Genomic DNA, 22001 nt, shown 5'->3' on the forward strand with positions numbered 1-22001 from the left:
GTTGTTCATCACCTGATAGGTTTTCGCAGGTTCAGAAATCCACCGTCGCCGACAATTTCACTGTCCGCGGCTCACCCTGGGTCAGGTAGTTATTGGCCGTCGACGCCGACGACCAGTACGCCTTGTTCGCTACGTTTTCGACGTTGGCGCGCAGGGTGATGTATTTGTCATCCGCCTTGAAGCCATAACGCGCCCCCAGGTCGACGCGGGTCCAGGCCGGGATACTCAGGCTGTTGGCGGCGTTGACGTATTCGCCACCGGTGCGCAGCATCCGTGCGCTGACCGCCGCACCCTGGATGCCCGGCACATCCCAATCCGCACCGATGTTGTACTGGAAGCGCGGCACACCCGCGGCGCGGTTGCCGTCGGTGGCACCGTTGGAAGTGCTCTTCTGTTCGGTGTCCATCCAGGTGGCGCCGGCCAGCAGGCGCAGGCCGTCGATGGGCTCGCCGAACACGTTGAGTTCCACGCCTTTGTTGATCTGTTCACCGTCGACAGTGAAGGTGTCGAACTTCTGGCCCGGGAACCGGGTGGTCGCGTTGTTCGGCTGTTCGATGCGGTACACACCCAGCGTGGCGCCATAGTTTTCCCAGTCCAGCTTCACCCCGGCTTCCGTCTGCTTGCTGCGCTTGGGCGGGAAGACTTCGCCGGGGTTGGTCACGTTCGTGAGTGGCGCCGTCGGGCCCTGGGCCAGGCCTTCGATACGGTTGGCGTAGAACGACACGTGCTCCCATGGCTTGATCACCAGGCCATAGACCGGTGTGGTGATGGACTCGGAGTACGGTGTACCCCGTGCCCCCGTGGCCGTGTTCCAACTGTCCACCTCGATGGTCTGGCGCCGCACGCCCAGGGTCAACAACACCCGATCATCCAAAAAGCCCAGGGTGTCGGACACCGCCGCACTCTTGATGCGGTTCTTGCCGACAACCCGCGGGTCGTGAATATCACTGCCGAAATAGGTGTTGGTAGGTCGCGGCGTTTGCGTCGGGTCGTACAGGTTGCCGGGCTGGCGGTTGGCTTGCAGGATCGCCTCGTAGGACGAGCGCTGCTCGCCCCAGATCCCCGACAGCCCGAAGTTCATCTGATGGGTCACCGGCCCCGTCGCAAAGTGCCCGTTCAAGCCGGCCATGGCGCTTTTGTTGTCTTCGTCATGGGGTGAATAGAGGAAGCCCACCTTGGCGCTGCCATCGTTGGCGACATACAGCGACGAATACTGGCCGTTCTCCCGAGTGTGCTTGGCGCCACCTGCCGCGTAGGCCGTCCAGTTATCGTTCAAGTCATATTCGGCGTTGACCATGCCGTAGGTGTCTTCCAGCTGCGACCAGCTCCAGTCCTGGGCGTAGTTGTCCTTGGCCGACGGCGGGCTGGGCACTTTGGTGCCGGTCAGGTAGACCACCGAGCGGCCGTTATTGATGCGTTCTTTCTGGTAGCCAAAGTCGGTGGAGACCCGCAAGCGCTCGCCGCGATAATCCAGGGCGACGGCGATCAACTGCGAGCTTTTGTTTTCGTCATCCACAGCGGTTTCGCCGCCGTGCCGCGCCAGGTTGACCCGGGCGCCAAAGCGGTTGTCTTCGCCAAAGCGTTGGCCGAGGTCGATGTGGCCGCCGGCCTGGCTGTCGCTGGCGTAATCGAGGGTGACGCTGCGGGTGGGCGTGTCTTCAGCGCGCTTGGGCACCAGGTTGACGCTGCCGCCGATCCCGCTGCCCGAGGGCGACACGCCGTTGACGAAGGCATTCGGGCCCTTGAACAACTCCACCCGTTCCAGGGCTTCGGTAGTGATGATCTGCCGGGGCAGCACGCCGTACAGGCCGTTGAATGCGATGTCATCGGTGCTCAGCGGCAGCCCGCGAATGGTGAACACCTGGGAGAAGTTGCCAAACCCGGACGACTGGCGCACCGACGCGTCGTTGAGCAATACGTCGCCGACGGTTCGCGCTTGTTGGTCGGCGATGGTTTTCGAGGTGTAGCTGACCACGCTGAATGGCACGTCGTTGATGGACCGATTGCCCAACACGCCCAGGCGTGCAGAACGTGCCACCTGGCCACCGGCATACGTGTCTGCCTGCGCCCCGCTCGCTTCACCGCTGATGGTGGTGGCTCCCAACTCCAACGCACCGCCGCTGGCCTGGGGCACCACGGTATAACCGTTGGTGCCGGTGCCTTGCAGGGTGTAGCCGCTGCCTTGCAGCAACTGGGCAAAACCCGATTGTGCGCTGTAGCTGCCTTGCAGCCCCGGGCTTTGTTGATCGTTGAGCAACGTGGAATCGAACGACAACGGCACCCCGGACAACGCCGCAAACTGCGCCAGCACATTCCCCAGCGGCCCCGCCGCGATGTTATAGCTGCGCGCCGCACTGCTTGGCGCAGCATCTTCTGCCTGGGCGTTCTGCAGCGGTGCGACGGCGGCAAGGGCGACCGCCAGGCTCAGAGCCTTCAACGGACGGGGGCAGTACGGGAGCGGTCTGGCGGTCATGGGCATTCCTGTCGGCGCGGAGCAATGTTGAGGGTTCTCCCCTACACCGGGCGACAACGAAAAAGGTATCAGCGAAAGTTGAAAAAGATCAGCGCGGCTCGACCGTCACCCAATATCCCGTCAGGCTGCTGACCTTGACCGGCAAGGTTTCCTGCAACAGGTGCAGGCTGGCATCGGTGTCGCGCAGGGGAAACGCACCCGACACCGTGAGGTCGGCAACCGAGGCATGGCAGCGCAATACGCCGGCGCGATAACGCCCCAGCTCATCCAGCAGGTCCGCCAGGCGCATATGCTGGGCCAGCAGCATGCCGTTCTCCCAGGTCAGGGTGCTGACGTCCAGCGGCTCGACGGCGGCTACCCGGTCAACACTGAAGGCGCCCTGCTCGCCCGCCTTGACGATCACCCCCTGGCCGGCATGCGCCGCCAGCAACTCCACCGCGCCTTCGGTCACGGCCACTCGGCTTGCCTGCTCACCCACCCGCACGCTGAATCGGGTGCCCAAGGCCCTGGCGGTACCGTGGCGGGTCTGGACGATGAACGGGCGATGGGCCGAATCCTTGGCGGTGGTGATCAGCACTTCGCCCTTGAGCAGCTCGATACGCCGCACCTGCTCGGAGAACGCGATATTCAGCGAGCTGCCGGTGTTGATCAGCATGCGTGTGCCGTCGGGCAAGGTGAGATTCCTTTGTTCGCCGATGGCCGTGTGCTGGTCGGCGGTCCACTGCTGCCACGGCACCTGCCGATACGCCAGCCAGGCCGCCGGGCCGGCCGCCAGCAACAACCCGAGCGCCTGGCGTCGGCCGAGGGATTTTTTGCGCCCGATGCGCTTCAAGGTATCGCCGGCAATCGCCGCCGGCACGCTGTTGAAGTCCCCCAGAATCGCCTGCGCCCGTTGCCAGGCCTGGGCATGCTGGGCGCTGCGGCCCTGCCACTGGGCGATGGCGCGGCGGTCCTCATCGGTGGCGCTGCCGGACTGCAACTGCACCATCCAGTCGGCGGCTTCACCGAGGATCAACGGATCAATCGACTGGCTCATGCCACGCTCAGGCAGGCAAGGAAGGCCTCGCGCATGTAGCGTTTGACCGAAATCAGCGACACACCCAGGGCATCGGCAATCTGCTGATAGGTCAGGCCGTCGATCTGCGACATCAGGAAGGCCTGGCGGGTTTTTTCCGGCAGATCCCGCAGCATCGCCTCAATGCGGTACAGCGCTTCGAGGACCAGCCAGCGGGTTTCCGGCGAAGGTACATGCTGTTCGGGCAGGTGGGCGATGGTTTCCAGGTAGGCGCGTTCCACTTCCTGGCGGCGCCAGCTGTCGATCATCAGGCCCTTGGCGATATGCGTGAGCAACGCCCGTGGTTCGGCGCCCAGGTGGGTGCTGGTTTGCCGGGTGAGCAGGCGCATGAACGTGTCATGGGCCAGGTCGGCGGCATCGCTGGCGTTGCCCAGCTTGCGGTCCAGCCAACGGTGCAACCATCCATGGTGTTCGCAGTACAGGTCCTGGATATGCAGATTGAGGGGAGACGACATGCCGATCACCGGGGCGCGCCGGGCGGTGAGACCCAAGCGTAATTAAGAATTGATCGCATTCTAGTCTGCGCGGGGTAATGCTGGCAATTTCATGATTTTGATAACGCCGGTGACCCAATGTGGGAGCGGGCTTGCTCGCGAATGCGGTGGATCAGTCGACATCTCCAGCGGCTGATACTCCGTATTCGCGAGCAAGCCCGCTCCCACATTTTGATCTTCACCCGGCGTTTGATTCCGGGTGTCTGGATCAGGCCAGTTCGGCCCGCAGTTGACGCGCCGCTGTCACCATGTGAATCAGCGCCGCTTCAGTCTCCGGCCAGCCACGGGTTTTCAGGCCGCAATCCGGGTTGACCCACAGGCGTTCGGCCGGGATGCGTTTGGCTGCCTTGCGCAGCAGGTTGGCCATTTCCGAGGCATCCGGCACCCGTGGCGAGTGGATGTCATACACACCTGGGCCAATGTCGTTCGGGTAGGCGAAGGCTTCGAATGCCTCCAGCAACTCCATGTCCGAGCGCGAGGTTTCGATGGTGATCACGTCGGCATCCATCGCCGCGATGGACTCGATCACATCGTTGAATTCGCTGTAGCACATGTGGGTGTGGATCTGGGTTTCGTCGCGCACACCGGAGGCGCACAGGCGGAAGACTTCGGTGGCCCAGTCCAGGTATTCCTTCCACTGCGCCCGGCGCAACGGCAAGCCTTCGCGGAACGCGGCTTCGTCGATCTGCACGATCTTGATCCCGGCGGCTTCCAGGTCCACCACTTCGTCACGAATCGCCAGGGCGAGTTGCCGCGCCTGTTCTTCGCGGCTCACGTCTTCACGGGGGAACGACCACATCAGCATGGTCACCGGGCCGGTCAGCATGCCCTTCATCACCTTGTTGGTGAGGCCCTGGGCGTAGCGGATCCACTCCACGGTCATGGCTTTCGGACGACTCAGGTCACCGAAAATCACCGCCGGTTTCACACAACGGGAACCGTAGCTCTGCACCCAGCCGAAGCGGGTAAATACATAACCGTCCAACTGTTCGGCGAAGTATTCGACCATGTCGTTACGCTCGGCTTCACCATGCACCAGCACGTCCAGGCCAAGGTTTTCCTGCACTTCGACAGCGTGGCGGATCTCGCTGTGCATGGCTTCGACGTATTCGGCTTCGCTCAACTTGCCGGCCTTGTAGGACTGGCGAGCCAGGCGGATCGAAGCGGTTTGCGGGAACGAACCGATGGTGGTGGTCGGAAACAGCGGCAGGTTCAGGCCGGCACGCTGTTTCTCGATACGTTGGGCAAACAGCGAGTCACGCTGGCTGTCCTTCGCGGTGATCGCCGCCACACGGGCTTGCACCGCCGGCTTGTGGATACGCGGCGAAGCGGCACGGGCCGCCTGCACGGCACGGCTTTCGGCCAGGGCAGCGATCACGTTCGACGCTTCAGGCTGGTTCACGGCCTGGGCCAGCACCGCCACCTCTTCGCACTTCTGCACGGCAAACGCCAGCCAGCTTTTCAGCTCGGCATCCAGCTTGTCTTCACGGCCCAGGTCTACCGGGCTGTGCAGCAACGAGCAGGATGGCGCCACCCACAGGCGATCCCCCAGGCGCTCATGAGCATGCTGCAAGGTGGCCAGGGCTTTTTCCAGGTCGCAGCGCCATACGTTACGGCCGTTGACCACGCCCAGGGACAGCACCTTATAAGCCGGCAGGCGATCGAGGATGGTCGGGTACTGATCCGGTGCACGCACCAGGTCGATGTGCAGGCCGTCCACCGGCAGGTTGGCGGCCAGGCCGAGGTTCTCTTCCAGGCCGCCAAAATAGGTGGCCACCAGCTTCTTCAGCGGGTCGCGCTGGATCAGGTTGTAGGCACGCTCGAAGGCGTTTTTCCAATCCTGCGGCAGGTCCAGCACCAGGATCGGCTCGTCGATCTGCACCCATTCCACGCCCAGGTCCGCCAGGCGCTGGAAGATCTGGCCGTACAGCGGCAGGAGGCGGTCCAGCAGGTCGAGTTTGTCGAAATCACCACCCTTGGCCTTGCCCAGCCACAGGTAGGTCAGCGGGCCGATGACCACTGGCTTGACGGTGTGGCCGAGGTCACGGGCTTCCTTGACCTCTTCGAACAGTTGCTCCCAACCCAGCTGGAATTGCTGGTCGGCACTGAATTCAGGGACCAGGTAGTGATAGTTGGTGTCGAACCACTTGGTCATTTCCTGGGCGTGGGCACCGCCGCAGCAGTTGTCACTGACGCCACGGGCCATGCCGAACAGGGTGTGCAGGGTGGCTTTGCCGTCGGCCGGGCGGAAACGCTCGGGGATCACACCGAACATCAGCGAGTGAGTCAGTACCTGGTCGTACCAGGCGAAGTCGCCGGCGGGCAACAGTTCGATGCCGGCCTTCTTTTGCAGGTCCCAGTGCGTCTTGCGCAGTTCACGACCTACGGCGCGCACGCCGGCTTCGTCGAGCTCGCCCTTCCAAAACGCTTCCTGCGCTTTTTTCAGTTCACGATCGCGACCAATGCGCGGGAATCCAAGGGAATGGGCAACAGCCATGACGTAAAGCTCCAATGTGTTTGTATGGGAGCCATTGTCGGGATCGAGTGATAGTGAGACAAACTCATTTTATTTGAGATGATCACAAGTTCCACTCATGATGAAATGCACCGGCCAGGCCTGAGTGATCGCGCGGCGCTCATGCTCCATGGGCACGGGAGTGGGTGGGCCTTCGTTTTGCTTATCACTGAAATAGCTGGCAGCGTCTGTTTCGGTGCACGGCCGCTCAGCATACTTTTGCTTCCCAAGCCCCAAGGAAGCCCCCACATGGAACAGCAGCCGCCACTGACCACCCTCCTCGTTCACTTCGTAGCCCTTGGGCTCACACTCCTCGGCATCGGCAGCCTGGCGCTGCTGATGGCCTGGGCCGGGCGTCTGATTTTCTAGTTCAATCGGCGGGAATATCGGCGCTCAACGTGCGGATCAACGCTTGCGCCTGAGAGTCCCGCTGCGCCGTATACAGCACCACTTCGCGACTGGGCAGCGGCGGCAGGTCGAAACGCTGCTCCACGTCGACGCAGCCACTGGGCGCCATTCGCCCAACCATCGCGCCGATGCCAATTCCCGCCACCACTGCAGCGCCGATCGCCAGGATCCCGCTGCCCACGAACGCCTCTTCCCAGGCACGGTTCTGCTCGGCCAGCGCCGCCATCACCATGCTGCGCATGCCGCAGGGTTCCGGCTGGATCGCCAGGGGCAACGCCCCGCCCTGGCGCAATTCGAAGTCGTGGGAAGCCATCCAGCCAAAGCGTTCGATGCCCACCACTTCGCCGTCCTGGCGACGGTTGTCGTGCCGCAGGATCATCGCCACATCCAGCTTGCCCTGCTCGTAGTTCATCAACATATCCCGCGAGGTGCCGAGGCTGAACGCCACGATCACGTCCGGGTCGGTGGTCGCCAAACGTCGCAGCCACAGGCTGAGATCGGCGCCGACAATGTGGTGGCTGACGCCCACGCGCAAGGTGCGTTTCTGCGGGCCAAAACAATTCATCGCATCCTGGTAGTTGTCCAGCAAGCGGCGGGCGCTGGCCAAAAACATCTGGCCATGGGCCGACAGCGTGACCCGTCGCGGCGTGCGCTCCAGCAGCTTGCGGCCAAGGCTTTCTTCGAGGCGTTTTATCTTCAGGCTGATAGCCGCCTGGGTGCCGCCGATGGCATCGGCAGCGCGGGTAAAGCTCTTGAGTTCGGCGACCAGGACGAACGCCTGGATGGCGTCGATATCGGGCATTTTCATGGATGGGCTGGCGATAGAGAGTCAAGACGTGACGTTAGCATGCCGCGCCTGCTGACCAAACCACTGCATGATGAGCACGCAGCCTGGGTGTGACGCCGCCGATGACTGCAAGCACAATGCATACACCCCGCCGGTCACCAGCGGCTGACCAAACGGCACCACCAACACACCCCGTTCGATCGACTCGGCCGCCAGCGTCAGATCCGTCATCGCCACCCCAAGCCCGCGCGCGGCGGCATCCAGCGCCAATTCGTCAAGGTTGAACGGGATATGCCGGTAGTCGTCCAGCGACCGCGCGCCATTGGCCGCCAGCCAGGTCATCCAGTCCTGCTTGTCGGCTGAACGATGCAGCAGCGCAAAGTGTTCGAGCTGTTCCACGGAAGCCAGTGGCCCCAAACCCGGCGCGCAGACCGGCACCAATGATTCGTGGAACAAGGTCAGCCGCGCAGGATCGTTGTCGGGCTTGGGCAGGTAAAGGATGTAGGCATCGCTGTCACTCGCCGGCTCGACCACCTCGGTGGCGACGGTCTCGATTGCCAGGGAAATATCGGGATGGTTGCGATAGAAATCGCTGAGCTTGGGCAGCAGCCAGCGCACCGCCAGCGACACATGCAGGCGGATGCGAAACGGACGTTTACGAGGCGAGAGCCGATCCTCCAGCCCCTTCAGTTGCGCCAGGATGCTCCGGGCACTGGCCAGCACCTGCTCACCTTCGGAGGTCAGGCGCAGGCTGCGGCTGGTCCGGGTGAACATCGGCACGCCGAAATGGCTTTCCAGTTGCTGGATTTTGCGGCTCACCGCGCTTTGGGTCAGGCACAGCTTCTGCGCAGCCACGGTGAAGCTCGCGCAGTCACTGACTTCAACCAACGCCTGAAGGCCCTGCAGCGAAGGCACGTGACGGATGTTATCCATGCGTTTTCCGAATGGCTGGATGATTTTATAACGTTGGTTGTATCACCGCAGGCCCTATAGATTCCAGCTGCAGCCCGAACTTATTTATGCCAGCAACGCATACTGCCGAGGATCTTCATGGAAAACACATGTGGCTGGATTGCCCAGACTGAAAGCCTCCCCGCCCGGGACCGACTCACCGGCCTACAAAAAGCCGACTGGCTGGTGATCGGCGCCGGCATCACCGGTTTGTGTGCGGCGCACAACCTGGCCGAGATGCACCCCGAGGCGCGCATCGTGATCGTCGACCGCCAGCGCGCCGCCCAAGGTGCCTCAGCGCGTAATTCCGGTTTTGTGGTGGCCCATGAGCATCCCGCTGCAAGTGAACTGATGGGCAACGCAGGCTTCGCTGACTTTGAGGTGGACACCGCGATCTCCCGCGCAGCCAGCGATGAAGTGCGCGAGCGCATCGCCCGCCATGCCATCGACTGCGACTTTCGGGACAGCGGCTACTACTTCGCCGTGCACGATCGCGACAAGCTTGCGCATGTGGATGCCAAGTTGGCGACCTTGCGTGCCGCGGGTGCTTCAGCGCAGTTCCTGCAAGGTGCCGCACTCGCGCAGACACTCGGCACCGAGCATTACCAGGCCGCCATCTGGTGCGGCCACGGCAACGCCTTGCTGCAACCGGCGAAGTATGTGAAGGGTTTGCTCGAAGCGCTGCCGGACAACGTGACGCTTTATGAGAACACCGACATCACCGGCCTTGAGCGCATGGCCAATGGCGGCATTCGCGCCAACGGCCTGGACGCCTGCATTGAAGCCGGCCAGGTGCTGGTGTGCCTCAACGCCTTTATTCCACGGGTGGGCCTTGAGGCCAGTGCGACGTTCCCGATGGAACTCAGCGCCAGCCTCACCCGCCCTCTCAGCGATGAGGAATACCGCCGGATCGGCGCAGTGGAACCGTGGGGCGTGCTGTCCACGCGGCCACTGGGTGCCACGGTGCGCCTGACACCGGACCATCGGGTGATGATCCGCAACACAGCGGAGTACCGCACCCGGGACTTGTCCAACGGCGACCTGTTGCACCGGCGCCAACACCATGTAAAGGGCATGCAGCGACGCTTCCCGTGGCTGACCGAACAAGACATCCACTACACCTGGACCGGCCACTTGAGCGCCTCCCGCAGCGGTCAACCGTATTTCGCGCGGGTCGAAAGCAACCTGTATGCCGTCGCGGGCTGCAACGGTTCAGGCGTGGCCCGCGGCACGCTGTGGGGTCGACTGCTGGCCGAGTGGGCGTCGGGCCAGACTTCCTCGCTCCTGCACTCTGTGATGCACAGGGCACAGCCCGGCTGGCTGCCACCCCGGCCGTTGTTCGACATCGGTGCCATGCTGCGTATGGGCGTGGAAACGGTTCGAGCACGGACAGAAATCTAGAACAAGAAACCTCGATAAAGGTGATTCACATGCACATCAACAGTCTGTCCCTGGCGGTCATCCTCAGCGCGCTCCCGGCGGCTGTGTACGCCGCCGAAGAAGTGAACATTTCCAACTGGAACGGCTACATCGCCGATGACACCTTGACCAGTTTTACCAAAGCGACCGGGATCAAGGCGACCTACGACATTCACGACAGCAATGAAGTGCTGGAATCCAAGCTGATGACCGGCAATACCGGTTATGACGTGGTGAGCCCGTCCAACCACTTCCTCTCGCGGCTGATCAAGGCCGGGGCGATCCAGAAGCTCGACCGAAGCCAACTGCCCAACTGGAAAAACCTCGACCCGTTGCTGATGAAAAAGCTGGAGACCAACGACCCGGGCAACCAGTACGGCTTCCCGTATATGTGGGGCACGGCGGGGATTGGCTACAACGTCGAGAAGATCAAGGCGATCTTCGGCACCACCGACGTCACCCATTCCTGGAGCCTGTTCTTTGATGAAAACAACATCAAGAAACTCAGCGCCTGCGGCGTGGCGATTATCGACAACCCCACGCAGATCCTGCCGATCACCCTCAACTACCTGGGCCTGCCGCACCACAGCCACGAACCGGCCGACTACAAAAAGGCCGAGCAGGCGCTGTTGAAAATCCGCCCCTACATCCAGTACTTCCATGCCTCCAAGTACATCAGCGACCTGGCGAACGGCAATATCTGCGCAGTGATCGGCTTTAACGGCGACGTGGTACAGGCTGCCGCCAGCGCCAGGGAAGCGAAAAACGGTATCAGCATCGCCTACTCGATCCCGGACGAAGGCTCGACATTGTGGCTGGACATGGTGGTGATGCCCAAGGGTGCACCGCACGAGAAAAACGGCTATGCCTATATGAATTACCTTCTGGAGCCCAAGGTGATTGCCAACATTAGCAACAGCATCCACTACGCCAACCCCAACAGCGCGGCGGATGAGCTGGTGACCCCTGAGGTGAAGCAAGACCTGGCGATCTACCCGCCGAAAAGCGTGATGGACAAGCTGTTTATCGTGGAGGACCTGCCGCCAGCGATTGCGCGGCTGGCCACTCGGTTGTGGACCAAGTTGAAGACCAATACGTGATACCGAAAACCGGACTTGCTCAAGGCTCATGGGAGAGCGGTATAGTCACTCCATTGAGCTTGGGATTGAATCAACATGGAAGGACTTCACCAGGGTAGCTGCCTGTGCGGCGCGGTCAGCTACCGAGTATCGACACCGCTGAAAGCTGTGACGCATTGCCACTGCAAAAAATGCCAAAAGAGTCATGGCTCCGCCTTCGCGACATACGCGAGTGCTCCGAAATCGTCGGTGCACATCGAGTCTTCGCTGCAAACGCTCAAGGCTTATGAATCTTCCGAGGGTGTGTTTCGTGAGTTTTGCTCACGCTGCGGCTCGTCGATGTTCTGGTCCGATATCAATGGTGTTTACCCAGACTGGGTCTCGATAGCAATCGCTACACTCGATACGCCGCTCTTGCCTGGCAAGCAGGAGCACTCCTGCGTTGACTCCAAGGCCGCTTGGCTGGATCTGGAGAATCGCAGTGGCTGAATCAGAGGACGGTTTGTCGATACGCACCCTCTCGGCGCTGCCCGAAGAGATCCTGGTATTGGAAGCAGAAGCCGTCGCCGAAGGATTCAGGTTTCTCACGCGACTCGTTGCAGAGTGGTCCAGCGGCGCCAACCGTTTTGACCAGCCAGGCGAATGTCTTTTGGGTGTATTCAGCAACGGGCAGTTGATCGCCGTTGGCGGTTTGTCCCATGACCCTTACGCCGGTCCGGAGGTTGGCAGGCTGCGCCGGGTGTACGTCGCACAGGCATCAAGGGGACGCCAGGTGGGCAAAGCGTTGGTAGGCCAGCTTTTGGCACGCGCGGCGCAATCCTTCCATGTCGTGCGCCTGTCTACCGACACCCACGAGGGCGCAAGCTTTTATCTGCGCTGCGGGTTTGAGCCGGTACAGGACGAACATGCAACTCACGCTAAATCATTAATTGATCAGGAGGCTTCATGCAGGTGATCAACGACAACCGGCCTGAATACGTTCGGGGGGGGAGATGACGGTTTGATGTCAGTGTGGGTGCGTTTTTGTCATGTGGGAGCTGTCGAGCTTTAGCGAGGCTGCGATAGCGGTGTGTCAGGCAGCTTATTTTATCGGCTGTGCCGCCGCCTTCGCAGCCTCGCTGAGGCTCGACAGCTCCCACAGGGGATAGGGGTTGTTTGGTGGGCTTGTGTTTCAAAGTCAGGCCACCAACCCCGCTTTGGCGGCATTGGCGAGTATGTCTTGGGCGGGTACATTGACCCATGTGGCGGCGTCCACCTCGCCCTGTTTTGCCAGCCAGGCCTCCACCATCTGGTAGCCCAGCGTGTATCCCAGCCATCTTGGCCGCGCGCCGGTACCAAAGAACCATTCACTGTGATCGTAATACGTGGCGTCTAGAAGCTGGCGGTCTACCGGGGCACTCAGCAGTTCCTGGGGGGCAAGCGCCCGCTCCCACAACTCCGGCTCACTGCCCAGCACCTGCCGCACAAACTGCCCGGCCAGGCCCTCACTGACCATCGCCTCCCCCAGCGTCCAGCCATAACCGGGGCCCGCCATGCGCAGGCAATGGTGCACCTCATGCACCACGTGTCGACGCAATGCACCGCTTCGCAGGCTGGTGAGGAAATTCGGGTTATCGGGATCAAGGGTCATGCTGAACATCGTGCTGCGATAAGCACGGCCCACCAGGCCGAGTTCCGGAAGGGTCTCCCCCGGCAACCGCTGGATCAGGATGTCCAGCCGCGGCGGCGGCAGCAGTTGCGCGATTGCCTCGTAGGCAACCTCAAACTCTCGGATCAACTCCGGGCGAAACTGCGCCAGGCTCCCCGAAGCTTCCAGCCAATGCAGCGTCCATGCGTCCATTCTCACCTCTCGTCGCCCAAGCCGTGGTCCGTTATCAAAGCGGCTCATCATACCTACGGGCTGTCATATTCACAGGCCAGCTTATAACCGGGCCAGCAAATTCCGCTGACTAACCTTTCGATCTGTCCCAAGTGCGGGCACAATGCGTGTCCTTTTTTGGCAGGCACCGCCGCAGGCTCTGAAAATGATCAAAACGCCGTACTACCTCATCGACAAACAAAAGCTTCTGGTCAACATGCAGAAGATCGCCTACGTGCGCGAACAGTCCGGCGCCAAGGCTCTGCTGGCCCTCAAATGCTTCGCCACCTGGTCGGTGTTCGACCTGATGCAGGAATACATGGACGGCACCACCTCGTCGTCGCTGTACGAGCTCAAGCTGGGTCGCCAGAAGTTCGAAGGTGAAGCCCACGCCTACAGCGTGGCCTGGGCCGACGATGAAATCGAAGAGATGCTCGACAACTGCGACAAGATCATCTTCAACTCCATCAGCCAGCTGCAGCGCTTCGCCGAGCGCAGCGAAGGCAAGACCCGCGGCCTGCGCGTCAACCCGCAAGTGAGCAGCTCCGACTACCTGCTGGCCGACCCGGCGCGCCCGTTCAGCCGCCTGGGCGAGTGGGACCCGGTGAAGATCGAAGGTGTGATCGAGCAAATCTCCGGTTTCATGTTCCACAACAACTGCGAGAACGGTGATTTCAACCTGTTCGACCAGATGCTCAACACCATCGAAGAACGCTTCGGCGCGCTGCTGCACAAGGTCAACTGGGTCAGCCTCGGCGGCGGCATCCACTTCACCGGTGAAGGCTATGCCATCGACGCCTTCTGCCAGCGCCTCAAGGCGTTCTCGCAGAAGTACGACGTGCAGGTGTACCTGGAACCCGGCGAAGCGGCGATCACCAACAGCGCCTCCCTGGAAGTGACCGTGCTCGACACCCTCTACAACGGCAAGAACCTCGCCGTGGTAGACAGCTCCATCGAAGCCCACCTGCTGGACCTGCTGATCTATCGCCTCAACGCCAAGCTGGCGCCGAGCAATGGCGAACACACCTACATGGTGTGCGGCAAGTCGTGCCTGGCCGGGGATATCTTCGGTGAGTACCAATTTGATCAGCCGCTGGCCATCGGCGATCGACTGTCGTTCATCGACACGGCAGGCTACACCATGGTCAAGAAAAACTGGTTCAACGGCCTGAAAATGCCGTCCATCGTAGTGAAACAACTCGACGGTACAGTCGAAGTGGTTCGTGAATTTGGTTACGACGACTACCTGTCCAGCCTTTCGTAAAGCGGACAGATAAAGGAGAGATAAAGCAATTGAAAAAGAACGTTCTTATCATTGGTGCAGGAGGTGTCGCCAAGGTGGTGGCCCACAAGTGCGCGCAGCACAACGACGAACTCGGTCGTATTGCTATCGCGTCGCGCAACATCTCCAAATGCCAGGCCATCATCGACAGCGTCAAGGCCAAGGGTAGCCTCAAGGTACCCGCCGACATCCAGGCCTTCGCGCTGAACGCTTTGGACGTGGAAGCGACCAAGGCACTGATCCGCGAGACTGAATCGCAGATCGTCATCAACGTCGGTTCCGCGTTCCTCAACATGTCGGTATTGCGTGCCTGCATCGACACCGGCGTGGCGTACCTCGACACCGCCATCCACGAAGAGCCGGGCAAGGTCTGCGAGACCCCGCCGTGGTACGGCAACTACGAATGGAACCACCTGGAAGAGTGCAAACAGAAGAACATCACGGCCATCCTTGGCGTGGGCTTCGACCCGGGTGTGGTCAACGCTTATGCAGCGCTGGCGCAACAAAAGCATTTCGACCGCATTGATTCGATCGACATTCTCGACGTCAATGCCGGCTCCCATGGCAAATATTTCGCCACCAATTTCGACCCGGAAATCAACTTCCGCGAATTCACCGGACAGGTGTGGAGCTGGCAGAACAGCCAGTGGACCAGCAACACCATGTTCGAAGTCAAACGCACCGACGACCTGCCTGTAGTCGGTTCGCAGAACCTGTACCTGACCGGCCACGATGAAGTGCACTCGCTGTCGAAAAACCTCGACGTGCCCAATGTGCGTTTCTGGATGAGCTTCGGCGAACACTACATCAACGTGTTCACCGTGCTGAAAAACCTCGGCCTGCTCTCCGAAAAACCGGTCACCACCGCCGAAGGCCTGGAAGTCGTGCCGCTGAAACTGGTCAAGGCCGTGCTGCCCGACCCGTCGTCGCTGGCGCCTGGCTACACCGGCAAGACCTGCATCGGCGACCTGGTCAAGGGCACCAAGGATGGCCAGCCACGCGAGCTGTTCATCTACAACGTGGCCTGCCACGAAGAAGCCTTCGCCGAGACCGACAGCCAGGGCATTTCCTACACCGCCGGCGTACCGCCGGTAGCCGCAGCGCTGCTGGTTGCCCGTGGCGAGTGGGACGTGAAGCACATGGCCAACGTCGAGGAACTGCCGGCTGAGCCGTTCCTGAAGGCGCTGGACGTGATGGGCTTGCCGACTCGGATCAAAGACGAGAACGGTGACCGTGCCTGGGATGCGATTGCCTGATAGGCGATAGTTGACCGAACAAAAAAATGCGCCCTCAGGGGCGCATTTTTTGTTGGGGCTCACACCAATCTCAAAGAATGATGAAGATCAAAATGTGGGAGCGGGCTTGCTCGCGAATGCGGTGTGCCAGTCACTGCATCTGGCGACTGATACACCGCATTCGCGAGCAAGCCCGCTCCCACATTTTGGATTTGCTGTGTTCTTGAGAGCGGGTTACTCCAGGTTACGCGCCGAATTGCTCAACGCCCTTGAGCACTGCAACAACGCCGGCGCCAACTGCTTCTCTGCATCCGCCCGGCTCCAGCGACTGGTCGGCGCCACCACATGCACCGCCGCCACCGGCCGACCGTTCGCCCCCAGCACCGGCGCGCCGATGGTCATGTCCCCCAGGAACAGTTCCTGGCCATTCACCGCATAGCCCTGCTCGCGCACCTGCTGCAACGACTCCATGATCCTGTCGACGTCCGTCAACGTCTGGCTGGTATGCGCCACCCGCTGGCTGTGCTCGATCAACGCCAGCGCCTCATCCTGCGGCAACGCACTCAGATACGCCCGGCCCGACGCCGTGCAATACATCGGCACCCGCGAGCCAATCGGCATGTGTACCGGCACGAAGCCGGAGCTGACAAACCGCGCGATATACGTCATGTCGTAACCCGCAGGCTCGGTCAGGCACGAGGTTTCTCCCGTCAGGCGGGTCAATTCCGAGAGGAACGGGTTGGCCACTTCAATCAGCGAATGCGCATCCAGATAACTGAAGCCCAACTCCAGCACCCGTGGTGTGAGTTGGTAATGACGGGTGCGCGAGTGTTTCCGAAGGTAACCCAGGCTCTCGAGGGTAAACACCATGCGCTGGGCCGAGCTTTTGGTCATGCCGGCGGCCTCGGCCACCTCTGCAAGGCTCATGCTGCGGCGCTGGGCGCTGAATGCCTTGAGCACCGACAGGCCTTTTTCCAGGGATTGGTTGTGCAAGCTGTTGCGTTCTTCGGACATGGCGAACTCGCGGTCAGGTCGATCAAGCGTGGCGATATTTCTACACGAAATCGCGAAATTCGACCACTAAAAATCGCATACCGATACGAATGGTTCATTTTGTTTAATTTCCATAGCGCAAAACGATTTTGTTTAATCGAAATGGCACAGAGCTTGCGGTTTGCTTGGTAACCGCTCGCGGTACTGACGATCCGTTTTCCTTCTGGAGTAACCCGATGAACAGTCTTTCGCCCTTGTTTCGCCGCCTCGCCTTCGGTCTTTGCGCCACCTTTTGCGTGGCCACCGTGCACGCCGCCGGTGCAGCCTCGTACAAAGTCGGTGCAACGGCCAGCGGTTCGCCGTTCACCTTCCTCGACATCAAGAGCAACAGCATCCAGGGCGTGATGGTCGACGTCGCCAACGCAGTGGGCAAGGCCGGTGGTTTCACCAGCGAAATCGAGCAGACCAACTTTGCCGCGCTGATCCCGTCCCTCACCTCGGGCAAGCTCGACTTGATCGCCGCCGGCATGCTCAAGACCCCGGAGCGTGCCCAGGTGGTGGACTTCAGCGCGCCGGTGTACGCCTACGGTGAAGGCCTGATCGTGAGTGCCGACGACAACGCGACCTATACCGACCTCAGTTCCTTGAAGGACCAGGTAGTGGGTGTACAAGCCGGCACGATCTTCTACGACATGCTCAACAAGCTGGGGATCTTCAAGGAAATCCGCACCTACGACTCCATCGGCGAAATGGTCCGCGACCTGAGCCTGGGCCGCATCAAGGCCGCCGTGGGTGACCAGCCGGTGGTGGCGTACCAGATCCGCCAGAAGCTGTTCAAGGGCGTGAAGCTCGCCGCCGACTACAAGCCGGTCAACGTCGGCGAGGTGTGCCTGGTGGTGCGCAAAGGCGACAGCGAAACCCTCGAACGCCTGAACCAGGCCATCGCCAGCATCAAGGCCGACGGCACCCTGGACGCGATCCTGAAGAAGTGGGGGCTTGATGCCCAGGTGCAGCCATGAACCCGGCTGAATTCCTGCAAAACGCCCAGGACTTCCTGCCGATCCTGCTGCAAGGCGCCTGGGTGACGATCCAGATCACCGTGCTGTCGTTCCTGCTCAGCAGCGCGATCGGCCTGGTGCTGGCGCTGCTCAAACTGTCGCCGATCAAGGCGCTGTCGTGGGCGGCGAGCACCGTGATCAATGTGATTCGCGGCCTGCCGATCATCGTGCAGCTGTTCTACATCTACTTCGTGTTGCCGGACATGGGCGTGCACCTCAGTGCATTCCAGGCGGGTGTGATCGGCATGGGCATCGCCTACTCGGCGTACCAGGCGGAGAACTTCCGTACCGGCATCATCGCCGTCGAACAGGGCCAGCGTGAAGCCGCCGAAGCCCTGGGCATGCGCTCGGTGCTGATGATGCGCCGGGTAATCCTGCCCCAGGCGTTTCGCATCGCCTTGCCGCCCTACGGCAACACCCTGGTGATGATGCTCAAGGACTCATCGCTGGTGTCGACCATCACCGTGGCCGAGATGACGCGCCAGGGCCAACTGATCGCCTCGTCCACCTTCCAGAACATGACCGTCTACACCCTGGTCGCCCTGCTCTACCTGCTGATGAGCCTGCCGCTGGTGTATGGCCTGCGCCGCATGGAACAGCACCTGGGCCGGAGGAAAAAAGCATGATCGAGATTCGCCAACTGCAAAAGCACTACGGCACCCATCGCGTGCTGCACGGCGTCGACCTGGACGTGGCCAAGGGCGAAGTGGTGTGCCTGATCGGCCCGTCCGGCTCGGGCAAATCCACCCTGCTGCGCTGCATCAACGCCCTGGAAGCCTACGACGGCGGCACCATCAACGTGTTCGGCGAAACCGTGCAACGTGGCAGCAAGACCGTACACGCCCTGCGCAGCCGCATGGGCATGGTGTTCCAGCGCTTCAACCTGTTCCCCCATCGCACCGTGCTGGAAAACGTGATGGAAGGCCCGGTGTACGTCAAGGGCGAACCGCTGCAACAGGCCCGGGAAGAAGCCTTGGCGCTGCTGGATAAAGTCGGCCTGTCGGCCAAGGCCGATGCCTACCCGGAACAACTCTCCGGCGGCCAGCAACAGCGGGTTGCCATCGCCCGCGCACTGGCGATGAAACCCGATGCGATGTTGTTCGACGAACCCACTTCGGCCCTCGACCCGGAACTGGTGGGCGATGTGCTGGAGGTCATGCGCACCCTCGCCGACGAAGGCATGACCATGATCGTGGTGACCCACGAAATGGGCTTTGCCCGGGAAGTGGCCGACCGCGTGTGCTTCCTGCACGGCGGCTACATCGTGGAGAGCGGGCCGGCCGAGCAGGTGCTGGGCAACCCGCAACAACCGCGCACCCAGGACTTCCTGCGCCGCGTGCTGCACCCGACGGCCAATACCCGGAGCTTGTCATGAAGTCACTCTGGGCCGCGACGGCGCCCGCTGCACCGCAAACACCCGCGTTGGCTGAGTCATTGAAGGTGGACGTGGCCATCGTCGGCGCCGGGTATACCGGCTTGTCCACGGCGCTGCACCTCGCGGAACGCGGCGTCAGCGTGTGCGTGCTGGAGGCCAACGAGCCCGGCTGGGGCGCGTCCGGGCGCAATGGCGGGCAGGTCAACCCGACACTCAAATACGACCCGGATCAACTGGTGCAGATGTACGGTGCCGAGCGCGCCGAGCCACTGATCAACACCGTGTCCAACTCTGCCGACCTGGTGTTCAACCTGATCGAGCGCCATGGCATCGACTGTGCGCCCACACGCAAGGGCTGGATGCAGGTTTCCTATTCCGAAAAAGGCGTGGCGGGCCTGCACGCCCGGGCCGAACAGTGGGCACGTCGCGGGGTGCCGGTGCAGCGCCTGGATGCCGGCGCGGTGTCCGCCCGCATGGGCAGCCAGGCGTTTGCCGGTGGCTGGCTGGACGGTCGCGCGGGCGCCATCCAACCCTTGGCCTATGCTCGGGGCCTGGTGCGTGCAGCCCAGGCGGCGGGCGTGCGCATTCATGGGCAGAGCGCAGTGACCGCGATGCAACAGGCGGGCGCGGGCTGGAAGTTGCAGACCGCGAGCGGCGCGCAGGTGTCGGCCGGCCAAGTGGTACTGGCCACCAACGGCTACAGCGGCGACTTGTGGCCCGGCATGGCCCAGAGTGTGCTCGCGGCCAACAGTTTTATCGTCGCCACCCGGCCCTTGAGCGGGCCTGGGGCCGAGAGCATTTTGCCGGGGCAGGAAACCGTCTCAACCGCCCAAAGGCTACTGCTGTACTTTCGCAAGGACGCCCACGGTCGCCTGCTGATGGGCGGGCGCGGGTTGTTCGAAGATCCCACCGGGCCCGCAGATTTTGCGCACCTGGAACGTTCGCTGGCACTGTTGTTTCCCCAGCTGGGCAAGCTGGACTTCGAGTACCGCTGGGCGGGCCGGATCGCGATCACCCGGGACTTTATGCCCCACGTCCACGAGCCCGCACCCGGCCTGACCCTGGCATTGGGCTGTAACGGACGCGGGATTGCCTTGTGCACCAGCCTCGGCCAGCAATTGGCCGGACGCCTGTGTGACAGCCGCTCCGACTTCGCTTACCCGGTAACGCCTTTGCAGCGGTTGCCACTGCATGGCTTGCAACGCTTCTACATCGGCGCGGGCGTGGCGTGGTACAGCCTGCTGGATCGCCTCTCCCTGTAGGAGCGAGCTTGCTCGCGAAAAAACCGAAGGCGCCGCGTGTCCTCAGGAGACCGGCGCCTTCGTCAAAGCTCGCAGACCTTTCCCTCATCACTGAAGAAATAGATATTTTCATGCTTGTAGCCCCAGCGACCGCCTCGCTCGCGAGCATGCGGCTCGAAGGTAAAGCACGTCACCTCCTCCAGGCGCCGATGATTGCCCGCCTCGATGTAGAGCCTTTGGTCACGCTGCTCGCAGATGCTGTGGCCGACGTTGCCGGCGAAATCGAGGTTCTCGAAACCCTCGGATGCGATCAGGTCATTGGCGAACGCGTGGAGATCGTTGAACGTGGTTTCAGGCCGGGCGAATGTGCGCATCATCGCGTGTAGCAGGTGCTCGACTTCATAACCCCTGCTGAACTCGGCCCCCACCGGCACCGCCCGGCACACGCCCTCCTCCACATAGAAAGAGCGGGCACAGTCGCCCCACACATTGCCTGCTCTCGGGCTCAAATCCACCGTGATCAGATTGTGTAAACCAACGGCTTCATCACTGGGCCGATAGTCGCGTCCCGACACCGAAAGCGCACTGCGCGAACCCAGCAATACAAAGGCCGGGCAGTCGTAATACCAGGTCTGCGGATAGCCGGAATCCGCGAGCATCTGCGTCGCCATTTCGGCGATGGAGGCTTCGGTGGACTGTGGCGTGATCCGCGTAACGAGCTGCTGCAGCACCGACTTGGCGGCGGCCTGGACCACGCGATTAGGCAACATGGATTGTCTCTGACTGATGAGGGATTGCGTCGATGGTAGCAGCACTCTCCTCGACAGGGAGACGCACTCGGATTTTAAGCTCGTTCCCACGCTCCGCGTGGGAATGCAGATCGTGACGCTCCGCGTCACAAAGGCAGACGCAGAGCGTCCAGGGCAGCGCTCCCACGCAGAGCGTGGGAGCGATCAATAGCCGGAGCACCGACTTGGCGGTGGCCAGGACCACACGATTGTGCGACATGGACCGTCTCTGACTGAGGGAGACATGCTCGGATTTTTCCGACAACTGTTTCAGGTTGTCGGTCGGACCCGGGCTGACTAACCTCCCGCAGTCGCTGCCAATTCAGCGACCGGATTTGACCGTCCGCAACCATAGAACAACTGCGCCAAAACCGATCTTGGGCGTTTTTTTTACGCCTGATGTATTGTGTCGCGGCAGCTGTACGCGGGATACCTTCGGGTATGCCGGTTTTGTTCTTTGGGCCGGTCGGTCAACCCGCGTATAGCTGCCACCCTAATCGTTTGACCGCGAATCGTGGCAGCTCCATTCACAAAGGAGCTTCACCATGATTAAAGACAGCCCAAATCCCCCACCGCATACCGACCGGCTTCAAGAAGCCGCTTACCGCGCCATTCACCACTATCTGAAACCTGACGCCCAACCCCAACCGCCTGAACCCACCGAGCTACCGTTCGATGGATTATTTACCGTGCGTACGGACCTGGACACGGAAACCTTGCTGGCCAATGCCTCGCAAGACCTGGCGTCGATCAATGTCATCGCCGCTCACCTGGCCTTCGAAGTCGATGGTACCCAGCGCAACGTGGCGCTGGGCATTTGCCGGATGCTGGAAGGTGTGCAGATGCTGGTCGACAAAGCGCTGGATCGATGCGCGCAAACCAGCCCGCGCTGAGCTCGTTCCCACGCTCCGCGTGGGAATGCAGACCGTGACGCTCCGCGTCACAAAGGCAGACGCAGAGCGTCCAGGCC

Annotated in this window: 20 protein-coding genes; 11 read left to right on the plus strand and 9 right to left on the minus strand. The window is 61.6% G+C overall.

Features of this window, described 5'->3' with window-relative positions; all coding sequences use genetic code 11:
- Positions 1-31: 31 nt before the first annotated feature.
- The 6 genes from HX869_RS15470 to HX869_RS15495 form a co-directional block, all read right to left on the minus strand.
- Positions 32-2473: a TonB-dependent receptor gene (locus HX869_RS15470; RefSeq protein ID WP_177022009.1), complete on the minus strand. Its 2442-nt coding sequence runs from the start codon at positions 2471-2473 to the stop codon at positions 32-34.
- Positions 2474-2561: 88 nt separating this feature from the next.
- On the minus strand, positions 2562-3509 hold the full coding sequence (locus HX869_RS15475; protein ID WP_177081442.1) for a FecR domain-containing protein: 948 nt from the start codon (positions 3507-3509) through the stop codon (positions 2562-2564).
- Positions 3506-4003 (minus strand): sigma-70 family RNA polymerase sigma factor, encoded by a 498-nt coding sequence (locus tag HX869_RS15480; protein ID WP_178903298.1) that lies wholly within the window; start codon positions 4001-4003, stop codon positions 3506-3508. Before HX869_RS15480 ends, HX869_RS15475 begins: the two co-directional genes overlap by 4 nt.
- A gap of 247 nt (positions 4004-4250) precedes the next feature.
- A complete protein-coding gene (metE, locus tag HX869_RS15485; RefSeq protein ID WP_178903299.1) occupies positions 4251-6539 on the minus strand; it encodes a 5-methyltetrahydropteroyltriglutamate--homocysteine S-methyltransferase in 2289 nt (762 codons plus the stop codon).
- 388 nt (positions 6540-6927) lie between these two features.
- The gene (locus HX869_RS15490; protein WP_003210222.1) at positions 6928-7773 is read right to left on the minus strand and encodes a LysR family transcriptional regulator; all 846 of its coding nucleotides are present in this window, start codon (positions 7771-7773) and stop codon (positions 6928-6930) included.
- A 21-nt stretch (positions 7774-7794) separates the two neighbouring features.
- Positions 7795-8685, minus strand: a complete 891-nt coding sequence (locus HX869_RS15495) for a LysR substrate-binding domain-containing protein (RefSeq protein WP_003210225.1) — start codon at positions 8683-8685, stop codon at positions 7795-7797.
- A gap of 117 nt (positions 8686-8802) precedes the next feature.
- Here HX869_RS15495 and HX869_RS15500 point away from each other — a divergent pair, with 117 nt between their 5' ends.
- The 4 genes from HX869_RS15500 to HX869_RS15515 all read left to right on the plus strand — a co-directional run bounded on the left by HX869_RS15500 (position 8803) and on the right by HX869_RS15515 (position 12156).
- Positions 8803-10104 (plus strand): FAD-binding oxidoreductase, encoded by a 1302-nt coding sequence (locus tag HX869_RS15500; protein WP_003210227.1) that lies wholly within the window; start codon positions 8803-8805, stop codon positions 10102-10104.
- A 29-nt stretch (positions 10105-10133) separates the two neighbouring features.
- Positions 10134-11222: a polyamine ABC transporter substrate-binding protein gene (locus HX869_RS15505; RefSeq protein WP_003210229.1), complete on the plus strand. Its 1089-nt coding sequence runs from the start codon at positions 10134-10136 to the stop codon at positions 11220-11222.
- Between the two features lie 75 nt (positions 11223-11297).
- The gene (locus HX869_RS15510; protein ID WP_003210231.1) at positions 11298-11690 is read left to right on the plus strand and encodes a GFA family protein; all 393 of its coding nucleotides are present in this window, start codon (positions 11298-11300) and stop codon (positions 11688-11690) included.
- The gene (locus HX869_RS15515) at positions 11683-12156 is read left to right on the plus strand and encodes a GNAT family N-acetyltransferase (protein ID WP_003210233.1); all 474 of its coding nucleotides are present in this window, start codon (positions 11683-11685) and stop codon (positions 12154-12156) included. The genes HX869_RS15510 and HX869_RS15515 overlap by 8 nt, the downstream gene beginning before the upstream one ends.
- Before the next feature lie 222 nt (positions 12157-12378).
- On the opposite strand, the gene HX869_RS15520 is transcribed toward HX869_RS15515, so the two are convergent.
- The gene (locus tag HX869_RS15520) at positions 12379-13041 is read right to left on the minus strand and encodes a DUF2268 domain-containing putative Zn-dependent protease (RefSeq protein WP_102368828.1); all 663 of its coding nucleotides are present in this window, start codon (positions 13039-13041) and stop codon (positions 12379-12381) included.
- A gap of 184 nt (positions 13042-13225) precedes the next feature.
- Here HX869_RS15520 and HX869_RS15525 point away from each other — a divergent pair, with 184 nt between their 5' ends.
- Together HX869_RS15525 and HX869_RS15530 are read left to right on the plus strand one after the other, a co-directional pair.
- Complete coding sequence (locus tag HX869_RS15525; protein ID WP_003211413.1) at positions 13226-14323, plus strand: carboxynorspermidine decarboxylase; 1098 nt, start codon at positions 13226-13228, stop codon at positions 14321-14323.
- 29 nt (positions 14324-14352) lie between these two features.
- Entirely contained in the window at positions 14353-15597 is a 1245-nt protein-coding gene (locus tag HX869_RS15530) for a saccharopine dehydrogenase family protein (RefSeq protein ID WP_003211412.1), read from the plus strand.
- Between the two features lie 213 nt (positions 15598-15810).
- Here the strand turns inward: HX869_RS15530 and HX869_RS15535 are convergent, their stop codons facing one another.
- Positions 15811-16590, minus strand: a complete 780-nt coding sequence (locus HX869_RS15535; RefSeq protein ID WP_003211410.1) for an IclR family transcriptional regulator — start codon at positions 16588-16590, stop codon at positions 15811-15813.
- 215 nt (positions 16591-16805) lie between these two features.
- Between HX869_RS15535 and HX869_RS15540 the strand changes: the two genes are divergently transcribed.
- Genes HX869_RS15540 through HX869_RS15555 form a run of 4 tightly spaced genes read left to right on the plus strand, consistent with a single transcriptional unit; the run spans position 16806 to position 20264 of the window.
- Positions 16806-17588 carry an ABC transporter substrate-binding protein gene (locus tag HX869_RS15540; protein WP_178903300.1) on the plus strand — a complete coding sequence of 261 codons (783 nt, stop codon included), beginning with the start codon at positions 16806-16808 and terminating at the stop codon, positions 17586-17588.
- Positions 17585-18253, plus strand: a complete 669-nt coding sequence (gene ehuD / locus HX869_RS15545; protein ID WP_008435412.1) for an ectoine/hydroxyectoine ABC transporter permease subunit EhuD — start codon at positions 17585-17587, stop codon at positions 18251-18253. The genes HX869_RS15540 and ehuD overlap by 4 nt, the downstream gene beginning before the upstream one ends.
- Positions 18250-19002, plus strand: coding sequence for an amino acid ABC transporter ATP-binding protein (locus HX869_RS15550; protein ID WP_008435413.1), 753 nt, complete (start codon positions 18250-18252; stop codon positions 19000-19002). The genes ehuD and HX869_RS15550 overlap by 4 nt, the downstream gene beginning before the upstream one ends.
- Positions 18999-20264 carry an FAD-binding oxidoreductase gene (locus HX869_RS15555; RefSeq protein WP_177049715.1) on the plus strand — a complete coding sequence of 422 codons (1266 nt, stop codon included), beginning with the start codon at positions 18999-19001 and terminating at the stop codon, positions 20262-20264. Before HX869_RS15550 ends, HX869_RS15555 begins: the two co-directional genes overlap by 4 nt.
- Positions 20265-20326: 62 nt before the next feature.
- Here the strand turns inward: HX869_RS15555 and HX869_RS15560 are convergent, their stop codons facing one another.
- Positions 20327-21013, minus strand: coding sequence for a M24 family metallopeptidase (locus tag HX869_RS15560; RefSeq protein WP_087694233.1), 687 nt, complete (start codon positions 21011-21013; stop codon positions 20327-20329).
- Positions 21014-21576: 563 nt separating this feature from the next.
- On the opposite strand from HX869_RS15560, the gene HX869_RS15565 reads away from it, so the two are divergent.
- Positions 21577-21924 (plus strand): DUF6124 family protein, encoded by a 348-nt coding sequence (locus tag HX869_RS15565; RefSeq protein ID WP_003211399.1) that lies wholly within the window; start codon positions 21577-21579, stop codon positions 21922-21924.
- Positions 21925-22001: the final 77 nt, after the last annotated feature.

Source organism: Pseudomonas sp. P7779 (assembly GCF_013386315.1).
In the GTDB taxonomy this organism is placed as follows: Bacteria; Pseudomonadota; Gammaproteobacteria; order Pseudomonadales; family Pseudomonadaceae; genus Aquipseudomonas.